Source organism: Pseudomonas sp. YH-1, from assembly GCF_051990045.1.
GTDB classification, from domain to species: domain Bacteria; phylum Pseudomonadota; class Gammaproteobacteria; order Pseudomonadales; family Pseudomonadaceae; genus Pseudomonas; species Pseudomonas nicosulfuronedens.
On record NZ_CP178184.1, the window covers coordinates 1,318,966 to 1,333,403 of the forward strand.

The following is a 14,438-nucleotide window of genomic DNA, read 5'->3' on the forward strand; positions in this document are numbered from 1 at the left end:
CACAGGATTTTTCGAGAAACCCCATGACCACGCCGCGTCTCGTTCTACTGATGCTCATCGTGAATATCGCCGTCGTGCTGGGTGGCGTGTTCGTCAACTACCAGATGATCAAGTCCGCCAGCCTCACCCCGGCCGCCGCTGCCTCCGACAAGGAGGGCGGCAAGGAAGACGGCAAGGAGGAGGAAGAGCAGGAGAGCGCCGAATACCTCTTCGTGCCCGTGGAGAAGATCATCGTCAGCTCTCGTGGCGAGGACCGTGAGCACTATTTCGTGATCGACCTGGTGCTGCAGGCCAAGGCCGATCAGGAGCGCAAGAAGCTGGAGAGCGTCGCGCCGATGGTGCGCAGTTCGGTGGTCGCCAACCTGACGCCGGAGAAGTTCGAAGTGCTGCGGGCGATGCCCATCGGCGATGTGCAGGCGCGCCTGGAAAAAGCGGTGATCGACGACTTCGCCGCGCGCAAGGTGGTGGTGCCCTTCGAGCACGTGATGCTCAGCAAGATGATCGTCCAGTAAGCCGTCATGCACGCCTTTCGCGATCCTGCCCTCAGCTATGCCAGTGGTGTCGGCGGCTACGCCAGCCCCGACGGCGGCCATGCGCGCCTGTCGCCGGCGGCCGAGCAGCGCTGGATGATGCAGTACCTGCCGCTGGTTCGGCGCATCGTCAGCCAGCTGTCGCTGCAGGCCAACCAGGTGCTGGATCGCGAGGACATGGAGCAGATCGGCCTGATGGGCCTGCTCGAAGGGTTGCGCCGTTATGGCGAGCCGGACGAGCAGTTCGGCCGCTTTGCCGCGCTGCGCATTCGCGGCGCGATCCTCGACGAATTGCGTCGCCAGGACTGGCGCCCGCGCCAGGTACGGCAGCAGGCGCACAAGGTGCGTGATGCGATCCGTTCCCTGGCACGCCAACTCGGCCGCGTGCCCAGCGACGAGGAAGTGTTCGCTGCTACCGGCCTTGACGAGGCGGGCTACCAGGATTACCTGCGCGCCGAATCCTCCGAGGCCATCGAGAGCTTCGACGCGCTGTTGCAGAACGGCCACGACGGCGTGCAGGGCAGCGGCGACGCGCTGGAAGAGCGTGTGCTCAAGGAGCGCCTGCTGGCCCAGGCGCTGGAGCGCCTCAATGAGCGCGAGCGGTTGATCCTCAACCTGTATTACCAGCACGAACTGAACCTCAAGGAAATCGCCCTGGTGCTGGAGCTGACCGATGCGCGCATCTGCCAGCTGATGAAGCAGGCGATCGGCAAGTGCAGCCGTTTCCTCCAAGACCCCGACACCCCCTGAAGAATCCTGACCTATGCAGAAAATCATCGGCGCCCTGATCATCATCGCCTGCGTGCTCGGCGGCTACGCCATGGCCCACGGCGAATTACGCGCGCTCTGGCAGCCGGCGGAGATGATCATCATCCTCGGCGCCGGCCTGGGCACCCTGGTCGTCGCCAACCCGCGCGAAGTACTGCTGGAGATGTGCTCGCAGATCAAGGGCGTGTTCGTCTTCAAGCGCCGTGGCGAGGAGTTCCAGCGCCAGCTGCTGATGCTGCTCTACGAACTGCTGGAGATGGTCGACGTCGGCGGACTGAAGGTCCTCGACGCGCACATCGAGGAGCCGGAGCAGAGCGACCTGTTCGCTCGCTACCCGCTGATCCTGCAGGAAAAGAACCTGATGGCATTCATCGCTGACAACTTCCGCCTGATGGCCATGGGCAAGATCAGCGCCCATGAGCTGGAAGGCTTCCTCGAACAGGAACTGGATGCCATGGAGCACGCCCTGCTGCAGCCGTCCAAGTCGCTGCACAAGGTCGGCGAGGCGATGCCCGGCTTCGGCATCCTCGCGGCGATCCTCGGCATCATCATCACCATGGGCAACATCGGTGGCTCGGTGGCCGAGATCGGCGCCCACGTGGCCGCTGCGCTGGTGGGTACCTTCTTCGGCATCTTCGTCTGCTACTGCCTGATGGACCCGCTGTCCAACGCCATGTCGCAGCGGGTGAAGACCGAACTGTCGGCGCTGGAATGCGTGCGTACCACGCTGGTTGCCCATGTCGCCGGCAAGCCTACGCTGCTGGCGGTGGACGCCGGTCGCAAGCTGATCGAACAGGACGTGAAACCGGCCTTCAAGCAGCTGGAGACCTGGGTCACCCGCTATGAGGAAGAGCGGGACGCAGCATGAAGAAACGCGCTGACAAGCACAGCGAAGTCATCATCAAGCGCCGCAGCAAGAAGGGCCACGATGACGAGCACGGCGGCGCCTGGAAGGTAGCCTTCGCCGACTTCACCCTGGCGATGATGGCGCTGTTCATGGTGCTGTGGATCGTTCACCCGCAGACCGAGCCGCAGCCGGTGGCGGTGGGCGACCAGGACGCCAACCCGGTGGTGGATGGCGGTGCCGGCGTGTTCGACGGTGCCAGCCGCACGCCCATCGAGCTGGATGGCATGCCGCAGCCGGTCAAGACCCCGGAAAAGCCCGCGCCGCAGCTCGCACTCGACTCTGGTAAGCAAGGCAAGGCTGGCGAGCAGGCGAAGGATTCGAGCGTGCAGCAGGACGGCGAGGGCCGCCAGTACGACAGCAACGAAGACCTGCGCGAGCTGGCCGAGTTGATCCGCGAGGTGTCCGGCAAGGTCGATGCGCTGGCCAACATCGAGGTGACCGTGGTCCCGCAGGGGCTGCGTATCCTGATCAAGGACGACCAGCAGCGCTTCATGTTCGCCCGTGGCCAGGCCACCCTCGACCCGCATTTCCAGACCCTGCTTGGCGCGTTGTCCGGTGTGCTGGCGAAGGTGCAGAACAAGCTGATCTTGAGTGGCCATACCGACGCCGTGCAGTACCGCCGTCCCGATGGTTACAACAACTGGAACCTCTCCGGCGACCGCGCCCTGCGCGCACGCAACGTGATGGTCGACAGTGGCCTGCCGGCCGCGCATGTGCTGCAGGTGGCGGCCCAGGCCGACGTCATGCCGCTGCGCCCGGAAGACCCGGAGAACGGCGCCAACCGGCGGATCGAGATCCTCCTGCTGACCCAGCGCGCGGAGAGTCTGTACCGGGAAATCTTCGGCGAGAGTTATGCCCAGGTGCACTATTCGGCGTCGGGCGCGAAACTCGTCGAGCCACAGCCACAGCCACAGCCACAGCCACAGCCACAGCCACAGCCACAGCAGGCACAGGCGCCCACGTCAGCGGCAGTCGAGGCACCAGCTCCCGCGGCGAAGGCGGAGCCGACGTTGAAGCTGTGAGGGGCTCAGCGGTTGCGCGGATGGCGCGGACAGAAAACCTGGCGTGTCTCCACGCCGTAGAGGCAGCCGCCCAGGGGTTCGAGGGTGATGCGGGCGCCGCGCTGGCGGCCATAGAGCAGGTTGAAGATCAGTTCGCTGTCCAGGCCGCTGTCGGCCTGCAGGTTGCTGATGCTGTTCTCCTCCACCTGCAGCTGGAAACGCCCGCCCAGGTCGCTGCCGACCAGGCCGGAAACTTCGAGGATGTTGGCGTCCTGCTGGATCATCGAGTAGAAGCGCCCCTCGTGGAACATGGTGGTCTGGGCGATTTCCAGCACCTTGCCATTGCCCAGCACCACCTGCCCGGAAGAGGCGTAGCGGCCATCGATGGCCGAGGTGCTGTGGGCGTGCCTCCACAGCATGCCCAGCGCCAGGGTCAGGCAGGCGACGCCGAACAGCGAAACCACCAGGCAGCGGCGGGCCGCGCCGACCTGGCGGCGTAGGTTCAGTTCAGGCACTTGCGCAGCTGCTCCTGGGGAGTCCGGGCGACCTGGCTCTCATGGATCAGCAGCCAGTTGGAATTGCCTTCGGGTTGCACGCAGACCAGCTCATAGAAGCCCGAGGTCATGTGCAGCATGAGGCCGATGGGGCGGCTGGCCAGGTCGGCCAGTTGATGGGCCAGGGGGCGGGTGTTGCTGATCAGCCGTTGCAGGTCCTGTTCGTTGTCTTCGACGTAGGTGATCTGCAGGGAGCCGACATTCTGTTCGGCGGTCAGGACCGGACTGCGGACCTGGGTGTAGTAGATGGCGCCGGAGAGGACCAGCAGGCCGAGGATGCAGAGGCTCGCGGCGGCGAGTTTCAGGCGCCGTAGATTCGGCGGTCGCAGTCCGGAGGCGGGAGCGACGCTCTCCAGCGGAATGACTTCCGGAGTCGCGTCGGCGACCTCCGCGTCCGGCTCGCTGGCCTGGTCGATCAGGTACTGCGGGTTGAACATGTAGCCGCGGCGCGGCAGCGTCTGGATGATCTGCCGCTGCTTCTCGTCCGCCAGCACCTGGCGCAGGGTATAGATCTGCTGGTTCAGGCTGCCCTGGCCGACCACCCGATCGGACCACGCATGGGTCAGCAGTTCATCGCGGGCCACCACGTCTCCCGGACTCTGCAGCAGGCGTTCGAGCACGCGGCTGCCGGAAAAGCCCAGGTCGATCCGCTCCACCTGGCCGTCACGGTCGAGGTCGAGTTGATAGAGCGCGGGATAGAACTGCGCGACGCAATCGGAACGCCCGGTGCGGAGGGTCAGGCAGGCGATCGGCCGACTGTCCGTTGGCGTGGAAGTGAGTGTGTTCATCTTGCCCTTGCGAGCCGCTCCCTTGACGGTCGCGGGGAAACTCCATTTGTCCATGGAGGCAGAGGCATTATTTTGACGTCAGAAAAATGTGGGTGCAAGTTCTGAATTTTGCACACTCGTGCTTGCAATTTTCACACGAGCCTCGAAACCACTGGCGTAGAGGGGCTGCGCCGCGACCGGTGGTCGCAACGCCGTCTGTCAGCGTACCCGCAGACAGCACAACGCCCCACCGGGGCGGGGCGTTGGCGGATCAGGGCGCGCGACGCGGGGGGGCGCCTCGCGCTGGCTGGGGCTTAGCCCAGCAGGCCCATGATCATGCTGGGCATCTGGCCAGCTTGCTTGAGCATGGAGATGCCCGACTGCATCAGCATGGAGTTCTTGCTCATGTTGGCGCTTTCGACGGCGAAGTCGGCGTCCATGATGCGGCCCTTGGACAGGTCGGTGTTGTCCTTCATGTTGGCCAGGTTGTTGGAGGTGTGCTGCAGGCGGTTGATGTTCGCACCGAACTGCGCGCGCAGGCTGCCGATGGCGTCCAGGGCATCGTTGGCCAGGTCGATGGAGCCGTTGGCGCCAGTGATGGTTTCCAGCTCGTTGCCGTCAGCGCTGGTGGCCTGGAACTGGCTGGTCAGGGCGGTGAAGGCGTCGGTTACGGCTTTCAGTTCAGTGGTGACGTCGACGTTCAGGGTCTCGGCCTTGTCCGAACCGATCTGGAAGGTCACGCCACCGGTGGCGCCGAACTTGCCGCTGGCGCCATCGACGCCGAACAGCGCATCGCCACCGAACTTGGTGTTGGCAATGATGTTCTTCAGTTCCTTGCCCAGTTCGTTGAACTCGGCGGACAGGGCCTTGCCGTCGTCGGTGGTGTTGGTGCCGTTGGCGGCCTGGGTGGACAGGTCCTTCATGCGCTGGGTGATGTCGGTCAGCTCGCTGAAGGCGCCGTCGGCGGTCTGCATCAGGGAGATGGCGTCGCTGGTGTTGCGCATGGCCACGTCCATGCCGCGGGATTGCGCGTTCAGGCGGGTGGCGATCTGCAGGCCGGCGGCGTCGTCGGCAGCGGAGTTGATGCGCAGGCCGGTGCCCAGGCGCTGCTGGTTGGTGGCCAGCAGGTTGTTGGTCTTGCCCAGGTTGGTCTGGGTGATCAGCGAGGAGTAGTTGGTTTGAATCGACAAGGCCATGGTGGACTTCCTGTATGAGCTGAATGAAGCCGGCGTTGTGCCTGCTGAAGGGGTAAGGCGACAGCTCGCGGGGAAGGATTAAGGGCGGAGGAGAAAAATTTGGCGCGGGGATTCCGACGATACCGGCCGGCGCCGCGCAGACATCGCCGTCTTGCCGCATGTGTCCTTTTGCTCAGGAGCGGTCATCTATGTTGTTGAGACATATCTGACAGCCCTGGCGCCGGGGTGCGGCTAAGCTCCCTGGGTCCACAAGGCTGTGGATTGTTCGTCCGAACGCCTTGTTCCGGGCTTTGTGCTCCGAACCTTGAGAAAGGAACCTCATGATCTCCGTCTACCAGCTCAAGTCCCGTTTCCAGAACCTGCTCCGCCCCCTGGTCACCCGCCTGTACGAGCGCGGCGTCACGGCCAACCAGGTGACGCTGGCCGCCTGCGGCCTTTCGCTGCTGGTGGCGCTCACCGTCGCGCTGCTGGCCGGCCACGCCTGGATATTCCTGCTGATCCCCCTGTGGATGTTCCTGCGCATGGCACTCAACGCCATGGACGGCATGCTTGCCCGTGAATTCGGCCAGCAGTCGAAGCTGGGTGCCTACCTCAACGAGCTCACCGACGTGATCGCCGACAGCGCGCTGTACCTGCCGTTCGCCCTGCTGCCGGGCGTGATGCCGGCGCTGGTGGTGCTGGTGGTCCTGCTGGCAGTCATCAGTGAGTACGCCGGCGTGCTCGGGGTGATGGTGGGTGCTTCGCGGCGCTACGACGGCCCCATGGGCAAGAGCGACCGCGCGCTGTGCTTCGGTGTCTTCGGTGCCGGTGTGGCCAGCGGACTGTTGCCGCTGAGCTGGCTCGACCCGTTGCTGGTGCTGCTGGCACTGCTGCTGGTGCTGACTATCGTCAACCGGGTGCGCCAGGGGCTGGCCGAGCAGAAGGAACAAACGGCCGGCTGAGCCAGGGCCGCCATGTCAGGACCGGGACCGGACAGTCCCGCAAGCCATCGAACAGAGGAAGTTATGCGCGAGTCTTCGAATCACCACTTCGTTACCCATGACGGCGTCGAGCTGTTCTACCGCCACTGGCCGGCTGCTGCCGGCAGCGAGGAGCCGCGCCGCGCTGTATTGCTGTTCCATCGTGGCCATGAGCATTCCGGGCGCATCGGCCACCTGGCCGACGAGCTCGAGCTGCCCGGCTTCGACGTTTTCGCCTGGGATGCTCGCGGCCACGGCCAGTCGCCCGGCGCGCGCGGCGACAGCCCGAGCTTCGGCACCAGCGTGCGCGACGTGCAGACCTTCGTCGAGCACATCGCTTCGACCTACGGCATCGCCATCAGCGAGATGGCGGTGGTGGCGCAGAGTGTCGGCGCGGTGGTTGCCTCCACCTGGGTGCACGACTACGCGCCGCCGATCCGCAGCCTGGTGCTCGCCTCGCCGGCATTCAAGGTCAAGCTCTACGTGCCCTTCGCCCGGCCGGGCCTGAAGCTGGCGCGCTGGTGGCGCGGCAACTTCTTCGTCAACAGCTATGTGAAGGCGAAATTCCTCACCCACGATCCCGAGCGCATCGCCTCGTACGACAGCGACCCGCTGATCGCCAAGGCCATTTCAGTGAACGTGCTGTTGGGCCTGTATGAGGCGGCCGACCGCGTTGTAGCCGACGCCCAGGCGATCCAGGTGCCGACACAACTGCTGATCTCCGGCTCCGATTTCGTGGTGCACCGCAAGCCGCAGCAACGCTTCTTCGACAACCTCGGTACGGCGCGCAAGGAGCTGCACATCCTGCCCGGCTTCTTCCACGACACCCTCGGCGAACTGAATCGCGAGCAGGCGACCACGCGGGCGCGGCGCTTCATCCTCGAGTGCTTCGTCCGTGAACCCGAACGCGCAGACCTGCGCGACGCCGACCGTTTCGGCTACACCTGCGCCGAGGCGGAAGCCCTGGCGACGTCATTGCCCACCTGGTCGCTTCGCGATCTCTACTGGCGCGCCACGCGCGCCAACATGCGCCTCGGCCGGTTGCTTTCCGACGGCATCAATCTTGGCTTCCAGACCGGCTTCGACTCCGGCAGCACCCTGGACTACGTCTACCGCAACCAGCCCGCCGGCGCGGGGCCGGTGGGGCGGATGATCGACCGCACCTACCTGGAGTCCGCCGGCTGGCGCGGCATCCGCCAGCGCAAGGTCAACATCGAGGAATTGCTCCGTCTGGCCATGGCCAGCCTGCGCGAGCAGGGCCGCGAAGTACGCATCCTCGACATTGCCGCCGGCCACGGGCGCTACATCCTCGAAGCGCTGCAAGGCCTCGAGGCGCTGCCCGAAAGCGTACTGCTGCGCGACTACAGCGAGCTGAACGTGCGCGAAGGCTCGGCGCTGATCGAGCGCCTGGGCCTGAAGGAGCGCGCCCGTTTCGTGCAGGGCGACGCCTTCGATGGCGCCGACCTCGCCGCCGTGGAGCCGAAACCGACGCTGGCGGTGGTCTCCGGTCTCTATGAGCTGTTCGCCGACAACGCCATGGTCAGCGGCTCGCTGGCCGGCCTGGGCGAGGCGGTGGAAGAGGGCGGCTACCTGATCTACACCGGGCAGCCCTGGCACCCGCAACTCGAACTGATCGCCCGTGCCCTCACCAGCCACCGTGCCGGTCAGGCCTGGGTAATGCGCCGCCGCACGCAACTGGAGATGGACCAACTGGTGGCTTCTGCCGGCTTCCGCAAACTGGCCCAGCGCATCGACGAGGACGGCATCTTCACCGTCTCCCTGGCTCGCCGGGAGCGCAGCTGATGACGCCGCTGCCAGCGCGTGATCCCGGTGTCCTGCGGCGCGCGGTCATCTGGCTGCTGTTCCTCGGGCCGTTCTTCTTCCTCAGCTACGGCTTCGCCAACTGGGTGGCGGCGCAACGCGAATCGGTCGGCGTGCTGGTGTTCGACTGGGAGCGCGGCACGCCGCTGTGGCCGTGGACGATCATCCCGTACTGGTCCATCGACCTGCTGTACGGGCTGTCCTTCCTGCTGCCGCGCACCAAGCGCGGGCTGGACTGCCACGCCCTGCGCCTGCTCACCGCGCAGGTCGTCGCGGTAGCCTGCTTCCTGCTGTTCCCGCTGCGATTCAGCTTCGAGCGACCGATGCAGGAGGGCTTCTTCGGCGTGCTGTTCGACCTGTTGATGGGTTTCGACAAGCCCTTCAACCAGGCGCCCTCGCTGCATATCGCCCTGCTTGTGATCCTCTGGGTCGCCTATGGTCGCTACGCCAGCGGAGCATGGCGCTGGTTGCTGCACGGCTGGTTCGCGCTGATCGGCCTGTCGGTGCTGACCACCTGGCAACACCATTTCATCGACGTGCCGACCGGTGCGCTGCTGGGCTTCCTCTGTGTCTGGCTGTGGCCGCGGGAGGTGCGCTCGCCGCTGCAGGCGTGGAGCCTCAGCGCTGATCCGCAGCGGCGTCGGCTGGCGGCAATCTATGGTGTCGGGGCGCTGCTGTGCCTGGTGCTGGCGCTGGCCGGCGGCGGCCTGTGGCTCTGGTTGTGCTGGCCGGCTGTATCCCTGGCGCTGGTTGCACTCTGCTACCTGGGGATCGGCACGGTGGGGTTCCAGAAGCGCCTGGACGGTCGCCATTCGGTGGCGGTCTCCTGGTTGCTGGCGCCCTACTGGCTGGGCGCGTGGCTCAACGCGTGCTGGTGGACGCGCCGCCATCCGCAGCCGGACGAAGTGCTGCCGGGTCTCTGGCTCGGGCGCCTGCCGGACTGGTACCAGCCCCGGCACCTGCCGAGTCTGTCGATCCTCGACCTGTGCGCCGAGCTGCCCTGCACCGCGCTGACACGCCGCTACGAATGCCTGCCGCTGCTCGACCTGGTAGCACCGAGTGTCGAGCAATGCCGGCAAGGCGCGGACCTGATCCAGCGAATGCACGCCGAAGGCCCGTTGCTGGTGTGCTGCGCACTGGGCTACTCGCGCAGCGCCACGCTGGTGGCGGCGTGGCTGCTGATATCCGGCCGTGCGGCCACGCTCGAGGATGCGCTGGCGCAGATTCGCCGCGCCCGTCCGCAGGTGGTGCTGAAGGCCGAACAACTGGCGGTGCTGGCGCAGATCGCCGGCCAGCCGAACCTGTCACAGGAGGTGAGTCATGTCGGTTGATCCGGGCCTGATCCTGGTGGCCAGCCTGTTGCGGCGCGGCAGCAGCCTCAATGGCCTGTCCTCGGCGCTGACCGTGCTGGCGCTGGCGCTCGGCTTCTACGGCGTGCTGATGGCCAGTGCCACCCTGGCGTTCAGCCTGAGCATGGCATTGCTGGTGCTGCTCGGGCTGGTGCAGAAGTTCTATGCCATGCGTGTAGCGCTGGATGCGGACCTGTTCGAGGCCATGGCCAATGCCGGCGAGGCGCTGCCGGAAAAAACCCGTCAGCTGGATGACGCACTGGCCACCTATGTGGGTGTGCCGGAAGAAATGTCCGGTCGCACCTGGAGCGAGCGCAGCCGTGGCGCGCTGAAGCTCCTGCGTCGGCAGGTAGTGCTGTGTGCGGTGCAGTGGCTCGTTGCGCTGCTGTGCCTGATCACCCTGACCTTCCAATCCTGAGGAACCTACTCGCAATGCTGGAAAGACTCTGCGCCTACGCCATCATCGCCGGCGCCCGTGCGGTGACCGGTCTGCGCAGCCTGTGGATCGGTACCACTCCGACCCCGGCGCAGCGCATCTACTACGCCAATCACAGCAGCCATGGCGATTTCGTCCTGCTCTGGGCCTCGCTGCCGCCGGAGCTGCGCTCGCGTACGCGGCCGGTGGCGGGCATGGACTACTGGGGCAAGGGCGGCCTGCGTGGCTTCATCATCAACCGCGTGTTCCATGGCGTGCTGATCGACCGCACCCGCGGCGCCGAGGGCGGCAACCCACTGGAGCCGGTGGAGCGCGCCCTGGCCGATGGCGACTCGCTGATCCTCTTCCCCGAAGGCACCCGAAACCTCGACGAGGAAGTGCGCCTGCTGCCGTTCAAGAGCGGCATCTTCCACCTGTCCAAGGCCCATCCGCAGGTGGAGCTGGTGCCGGTGTGGCTGGACAACCTCAGCCGTGTGATGCCCAAGGGCCGCGCGCTACCGTTGCCGCTGCTGTGCACCCTGAGCTTCGGCGCACCGCTGGTGGTGGAGGAGGGCGAGGCCAAGGAAGCCTTCCTCGAACGTGCCCGCGAGGCGCTGCTCAGGCTTGCCGCGCCGGAGGGTCGCTGAGATGAACCAGACCTGGCTGCTCTTCGGTGGTATCGGCGCCATCCTGGTCCTCGCCTCGTTGGTGGGCGCAGTGCTGCGCTGGCGGGCGCCGCCCGGCCCCCACGCGGTGATCGACAACCTCAACGCGCGGATCAACGCCTGGTGGGTGATGGTCGCGGTGATCGGCTGCGCCTTCGCCCTCGGCTACTGGGCAGTGATCCTGCTCTTCTACGGGGTCTCGTTCTACGCCCTGCGCGAATTCCTCACCCTGATGCCGACACGCCGCAGCGACTATCCGGCGCTGGTGGCGGCGTTCTACTTCGTGCTGCCGATGCAGTACCTGCTGATCGGCATCGGCTGGTACGGGCTGTTCTCCATCTTCATCCCGGTCTACGTGTTCCTGCTGCTGCCGATCCTCGCCTCGCTGGGTGGCGACTCCAAGCACTTCCTCGAGCGAGCTTCGAAGGTGCAGTGGGCGCTGATGCTGGCGGTGTTCTGCATCTCCTACGTGCCGGCGCTGCTGACCCTGGAGATCGCCGGCTACGAAGGACGCAACCTGCTGCTGATCGCCTTCCTGGTGATCGTCGTGCAGCTGTCCGACGTGCTGCAGTACGTCTGCGGCAAGCTCATGGGCAAGCGCAAGATCGCGCCGAACCTGTCGCCCTCCAAGACCCTCGAAGGCTTCATCGGCGGTGTGGCGCTGGCTACGCTGATCGGTGGCGCGCTGTGGTGGATCACGCCCTTCACCTTCTGGCAGGCGCTGCTGATCGCCCTGCTGATCAACATCCTCGGCTTCTTCGGCGGGCTGGTGATGTCGGCGATCAAGCGCGACCGCGGGGTGAAGGACTGGGGCCACATGATCGAAGGCCACGGCGGCATGCTCGACCGCCTGGATTCGGTGTGCTTCGCCGCTCCGGTGTTCTTCCACTTCGTCCGCTACTGGTGGACCTGAGCCCCGTCGGAAATCCCCCAAGCGCTCCGGGGTAACCACTCCGGAGCGCCGGTTCGCAGCTACGCTTGCTCTATTCCCTCGGAAGTGTCGTATGGCAACGGAGTGTTTGGGCGTAAGCAGTCGAATCTTTACGGGGCCATGAAGCAATGGACACTCTCTTTCCGCGAGTCACCGGCGGGGCCGCGTCTTGAGCGGCTCGGCGGGTAGTTTTCCGTTCACCTGCCTGGTTACCGCCATCGGCTCGTACTCTGCCGAATCGGTGATCGCATCGTTACGCGAGCACTGGGGCGCGCGGGTGGTGGGGACCAATACCCAGCCCCGCGACTGGTGCGCCACCTCGGCCTTGCTGGATACCTTCCATCGGGTTCCGGCGGCGAGAAATGTTACCGAGTATGTGGAACGCATCCTCAGGATCTGCGAGGCCGAGCAGGTGACCCATGTGCTGCCGCTGATCGACCCCGAGGTCGATGCCTTCGCGCTGCACCACGAAGCCTTTACCGAACGCGGCATCACGCTGTGCATGCAGCCGCTGGAGACCATTCGTGTTGCCCGCGACAAGTGGCGGGTGCACCAGGCCTTCGGTAATGATCCGCTGATCCGCACCATTCCCACCTGGCGCCTGGAGGATCTGCCCATGGCAGGGCTGGACCTGCCGCTGATCGCCAAGCCACGTGACGGGCGCAATTGCGAAGGCTTGATGCACGTGCGCGATGCGGATTTCCTGCACTACGTGCGCCAGCGCTTCTCGGACCGCGACTACATCGTGCAGCCGCTGCTGCCGGGCGATGTCTGCGTGGTGGACGTGGTGCGCCAGCAGAGCAGTGGAGCCTGGGCGGCCATGGCGCGCCAGGAGCTGGTGCGCACGCCGACCGGGGCGGGTCTGACCGTACGAATGCTGGCCGACGTTCGGCTGGTCGAGATGGCCGGTCAGGTCGCCCGCGTGCTGGGCGTGAACGGCTGCATCAACGTGGAATTCCTCGTGCAAGACGGCGAGGCGTTGCTGATGGACGTCAACCCACGCTTCTCCGGAGGGATTGCCTTCAGCCATCTTTCCGGCTACGACATGGTCGCCAATCACCTGCGCTGCTTCCGCGAGGCGCCGCTGGATGCGTCCGTGCTGCCCGCGCCGAGCATCCACGCGCGGCGGCTGGTGGAGGTGACCACCTTTGCCGCGCCGGCGGCTTCGCCCGATCCCGTTATTGTGCTGCCGGGCTCTCAGGGCAGCGTCGCTTCGCAACCGCTCGGCTGACTGACGCGTCTCCCGGCAGAAGCGGATCCCGCCCGTGATGGGGCGCTTGGCGCGCTCCTGTAGAGGCGTTCAGCCGTGAGCGAGGGCCGCATCAGAAGATGCTGCTCACCTCGCCTGATGCCGTCACCTTCGCCTCGATGATCTTCTGGCTACGCAGGTTCCTTACACGGATCACTTCGTCCTGCTTGCCGTTGGCCATTGCCTCGCCGACGGCGCTGGCCTGGATGCCGTCCTGGCTGGCGACGATCTTCACCTGCTGGCCGCGACGCACCATCATCGCGCCATCGAGCAGCGCAGGCGTCAGCGGCTGGTCGGCGCGGATGCGGCGGCGGGCCGTCTTGCCGGCCACCTCGGCGATGTCGGTGAAGTAACCCCGCGAGCCCTTGCCGATTTCCACCGGTGCGAGCTTGAGCTGCGCCCTGTCCAGCGTATGGCCGCGCTCGATCTCGCCGCTGGCGACCACCGTTGGCAGGTACACGGTGGGTTGGCTGATAAAGGTCACCGGCCAGCCGGATTGGCCCGCGCAGGAGGCTTCGAAGCGTCGTCGCGCGGTAACCGCAGTGGGGGCTTCGAGTATGCGCAGCTGCGGGCCGCCAGGGCAGGCGGTGAGTTTGCCCAGGCTGTTGGGCAGGTTGTTGTTCACCGTGAAAGTCATGCCTTTCCAGCCGGCCTTGCGTGCGGCTTCCTTCAGCTCGGCGGCGACCTGCTGCTGCGCGGCGGCGTCGAGTTGCACGCGTGCATCCTGGGCGTGCGCGAGAGCGGGAAGCAGCAGGAGGAAACAGGCGGAAAGGGCCTTTCCGCATCCTGGCGCGCGGTGCGTCGAAAGCGGAAAAGCCGCGTTGCACGCACTGCTCTTCTCTTTGAGTAAAGCCTTGTAAATCAACGACATGAAGCGATATTCCAGGATGGGCATGCTTTGTGCTCTGTCGCTGCGCACACCGAAAGACGGCCGAACGACGAGAGTGGGTTGCGCGAATGAGTATACGGTTTGACGACACCCTGGGTATCCACGAGAGAGCCCTCTCGCTGCACATGCAGCGCAGCGAAATCCTGGCCTCCAACCTGGCCAACGAAGACACCCCCGGCTTCAAGGCACGGGACATCGATTTCGCCACCGAGATGCAGCGCCAGGACACCTCCAGCGTCCTGCTGGCCAGCACCAGCGCCGCGCGCCCGGACCTGAAGTACCGCATCCCCAACCAGCCCTCGCAGGACGGCAACAGCGTGGAGCTGTCCACCGAGCAGGCGGAGTTCTCGCGCAACGCGATGGATTTCCAGACCAGCCTGACCTTCCTGACCCTGAAATTCCGCGGCCTCAAGCAGGCCATCGAGGGACGCTGACGC

Annotated in this window: 16 protein-coding genes; 12 read left to right on the forward strand and 4 right to left on the reverse strand. The window is 65.8% G+C overall.

Features of this window, described 5'->3' with window-relative positions:
- The first annotated feature begins 23 nt into the window (after positions 1 to 23).
- Genes ACKI1H_RS06030 through ACKI1H_RS06045 form a run of 4 tightly spaced genes read left to right on the forward strand, consistent with a single transcriptional unit; the run spans position 24 to position 3,227 of the window.
- Complete coding sequence (locus ACKI1H_RS06030) at positions 24 to 512, forward strand: flagellar basal body-associated FliL family protein (RefSeq protein WP_440467902.1); 489 nt, start codon at positions 24 to 26, stop codon at positions 510 to 512.
- A 6-nt stretch (positions 513 to 518) separates the two neighbouring features.
- Positions 519 to 1,280 (forward strand): FliA/WhiG family RNA polymerase sigma factor, encoded by a 762-nt coding sequence (locus tag ACKI1H_RS06035; protein ID WP_138519843.1) that lies wholly within the window; start codon positions 519 to 521, stop codon positions 1,278 to 1,280.
- A 13-nt stretch (positions 1,281 to 1,293) separates the two neighbouring features.
- On the forward strand, positions 1,294 to 2,166 hold the full coding sequence (gene motA / locus ACKI1H_RS06040) for a flagellar motor stator protein MotA (RefSeq protein WP_138519842.1): 873 nt from the start codon (positions 1,294 to 1,296) through the stop codon (positions 2,164 to 2,166).
- Positions 2,163 to 3,227, forward strand: a complete 1,065-nt coding sequence (locus tag ACKI1H_RS06045; RefSeq protein ID WP_280055527.1) for an OmpA family protein — start codon at positions 2,163 to 2,165, stop codon at positions 3,225 to 3,227. Before motA ends, ACKI1H_RS06045 begins: the two co-directional genes overlap by 4 nt.
- A 5-nt stretch (positions 3,228 to 3,232) precedes the next feature.
- Here ACKI1H_RS06045 and ACKI1H_RS06050 read toward each other — a convergent pair whose 3' ends face one another.
- From ACKI1H_RS06050 to lafA, 3 genes are all read right to left on the reverse strand, one after another.
- Positions 3,233 to 3,721, reverse strand: coding sequence for a hypothetical protein (locus ACKI1H_RS06050; protein ID WP_138519840.1), 489 nt, complete (start codon positions 3,719 to 3,721; stop codon positions 3,233 to 3,235).
- On the reverse strand, positions 3,709 to 4,548 hold the full coding sequence (locus tag ACKI1H_RS06055) for a winged helix-turn-helix domain-containing protein (protein WP_440467903.1): 840 nt from the start codon (positions 4,546 to 4,548) through the stop codon (positions 3,709 to 3,711). The genes ACKI1H_RS06050 and ACKI1H_RS06055 overlap by 13 nt, the downstream gene beginning before the upstream one ends.
- A 293-nt stretch (positions 4,549 to 4,841) precedes the next feature.
- Positions 4,842 to 5,723, reverse strand: a complete 882-nt coding sequence (gene lafA, locus ACKI1H_RS06060) for a lateral flagellin LafA (protein ID WP_138519838.1) — start codon at positions 5,721 to 5,723, stop codon at positions 4,842 to 4,844.
- Positions 5,724 to 6,043: 320 nt separating this feature from the next.
- Here lafA and ACKI1H_RS06065 point away from each other — a divergent pair, with 320 nt between their 5' ends.
- The 7 genes from ACKI1H_RS06065 (at position 6,044) to ACKI1H_RS06095 (ending at position 13,094) form a co-directional block, all read left to right on the forward strand.
- On the forward strand, positions 6,044 to 6,664 hold the full coding sequence (locus ACKI1H_RS06065) for a CDP-alcohol phosphatidyltransferase family protein (RefSeq protein WP_138519837.1): 621 nt from the start codon (positions 6,044 to 6,046) through the stop codon (positions 6,662 to 6,664).
- Positions 6,665 to 6,727: 63 nt separating this feature from the next.
- A complete protein-coding gene (locus tag ACKI1H_RS06070) occupies positions 6,728 to 8,485 on the forward strand; it encodes a bifunctional alpha/beta hydrolase/class I SAM-dependent methyltransferase (RefSeq protein WP_440467904.1) in 1,758 nt (585 codons plus the stop codon).
- Entirely contained in the window at positions 8,485 to 9,834 is a 1,350-nt protein-coding gene (locus tag ACKI1H_RS06075) for a phosphatase PAP2/dual specificity phosphatase family protein (RefSeq protein WP_440467905.1), read from the forward strand. The genes ACKI1H_RS06070 and ACKI1H_RS06075 overlap by 1 nt, the downstream gene beginning before the upstream one ends.
- Complete coding sequence (locus tag ACKI1H_RS06080) at positions 9,824 to 10,270, forward strand: hypothetical protein (protein ID WP_138519834.1); 447 nt, start codon at positions 9,824 to 9,826, stop codon at positions 10,268 to 10,270. The genes ACKI1H_RS06075 and ACKI1H_RS06080 overlap by 11 nt, the downstream gene beginning before the upstream one ends.
- Positions 10,271 to 10,284: 14 nt before the next feature.
- Complete coding sequence (locus tag ACKI1H_RS06085; protein ID WP_138519833.1) at positions 10,285 to 10,914, forward strand: lysophospholipid acyltransferase family protein; 630 nt, start codon at positions 10,285 to 10,287, stop codon at positions 10,912 to 10,914.
- Position 10,915: 1 nt separating this feature from the next.
- Positions 10,916 to 11,845 carry a phosphatidate cytidylyltransferase gene (locus ACKI1H_RS06090; RefSeq protein WP_440467906.1) on the forward strand — a complete coding sequence of 310 codons (930 nt, stop codon included), beginning with the start codon at positions 10,916 to 10,918 and terminating at the stop codon, positions 11,843 to 11,845.
- Positions 11,846 to 12,032: 187 nt separating this feature from the next.
- The gene (locus tag ACKI1H_RS06095; RefSeq protein WP_440467907.1) at positions 12,033 to 13,094 is read left to right on the forward strand and encodes an ATP-grasp domain-containing protein; all 1,062 of its coding nucleotides are present in this window, start codon (positions 12,033 to 12,035) and stop codon (positions 13,092 to 13,094) included.
- A gap of 91 nt (positions 13,095 to 13,185) precedes the next feature.
- Here the strand turns inward: ACKI1H_RS06095 and flgA are convergent, their stop codons facing one another.
- Complete coding sequence (flgA, locus tag ACKI1H_RS06100; protein WP_440467908.1) at positions 13,186 to 13,827, reverse strand: flagellar basal body P-ring formation chaperone FlgA; 642 nt, start codon at positions 13,825 to 13,827, stop codon at positions 13,186 to 13,188.
- Between the two features lie 242 nt (positions 13,828 to 14,069).
- On the opposite strand from flgA, the gene flgB reads away from it, so the two are divergent.
- Positions 14,070 to 14,435, forward strand: coding sequence for a flagellar basal body rod protein FlgB (gene flgB / locus ACKI1H_RS06105; protein WP_440467909.1), 366 nt, complete (start codon positions 14,070 to 14,072; stop codon positions 14,433 to 14,435).
- The last annotated feature ends 3 nt before the right edge of the window (positions 14,436 to 14,438 follow it).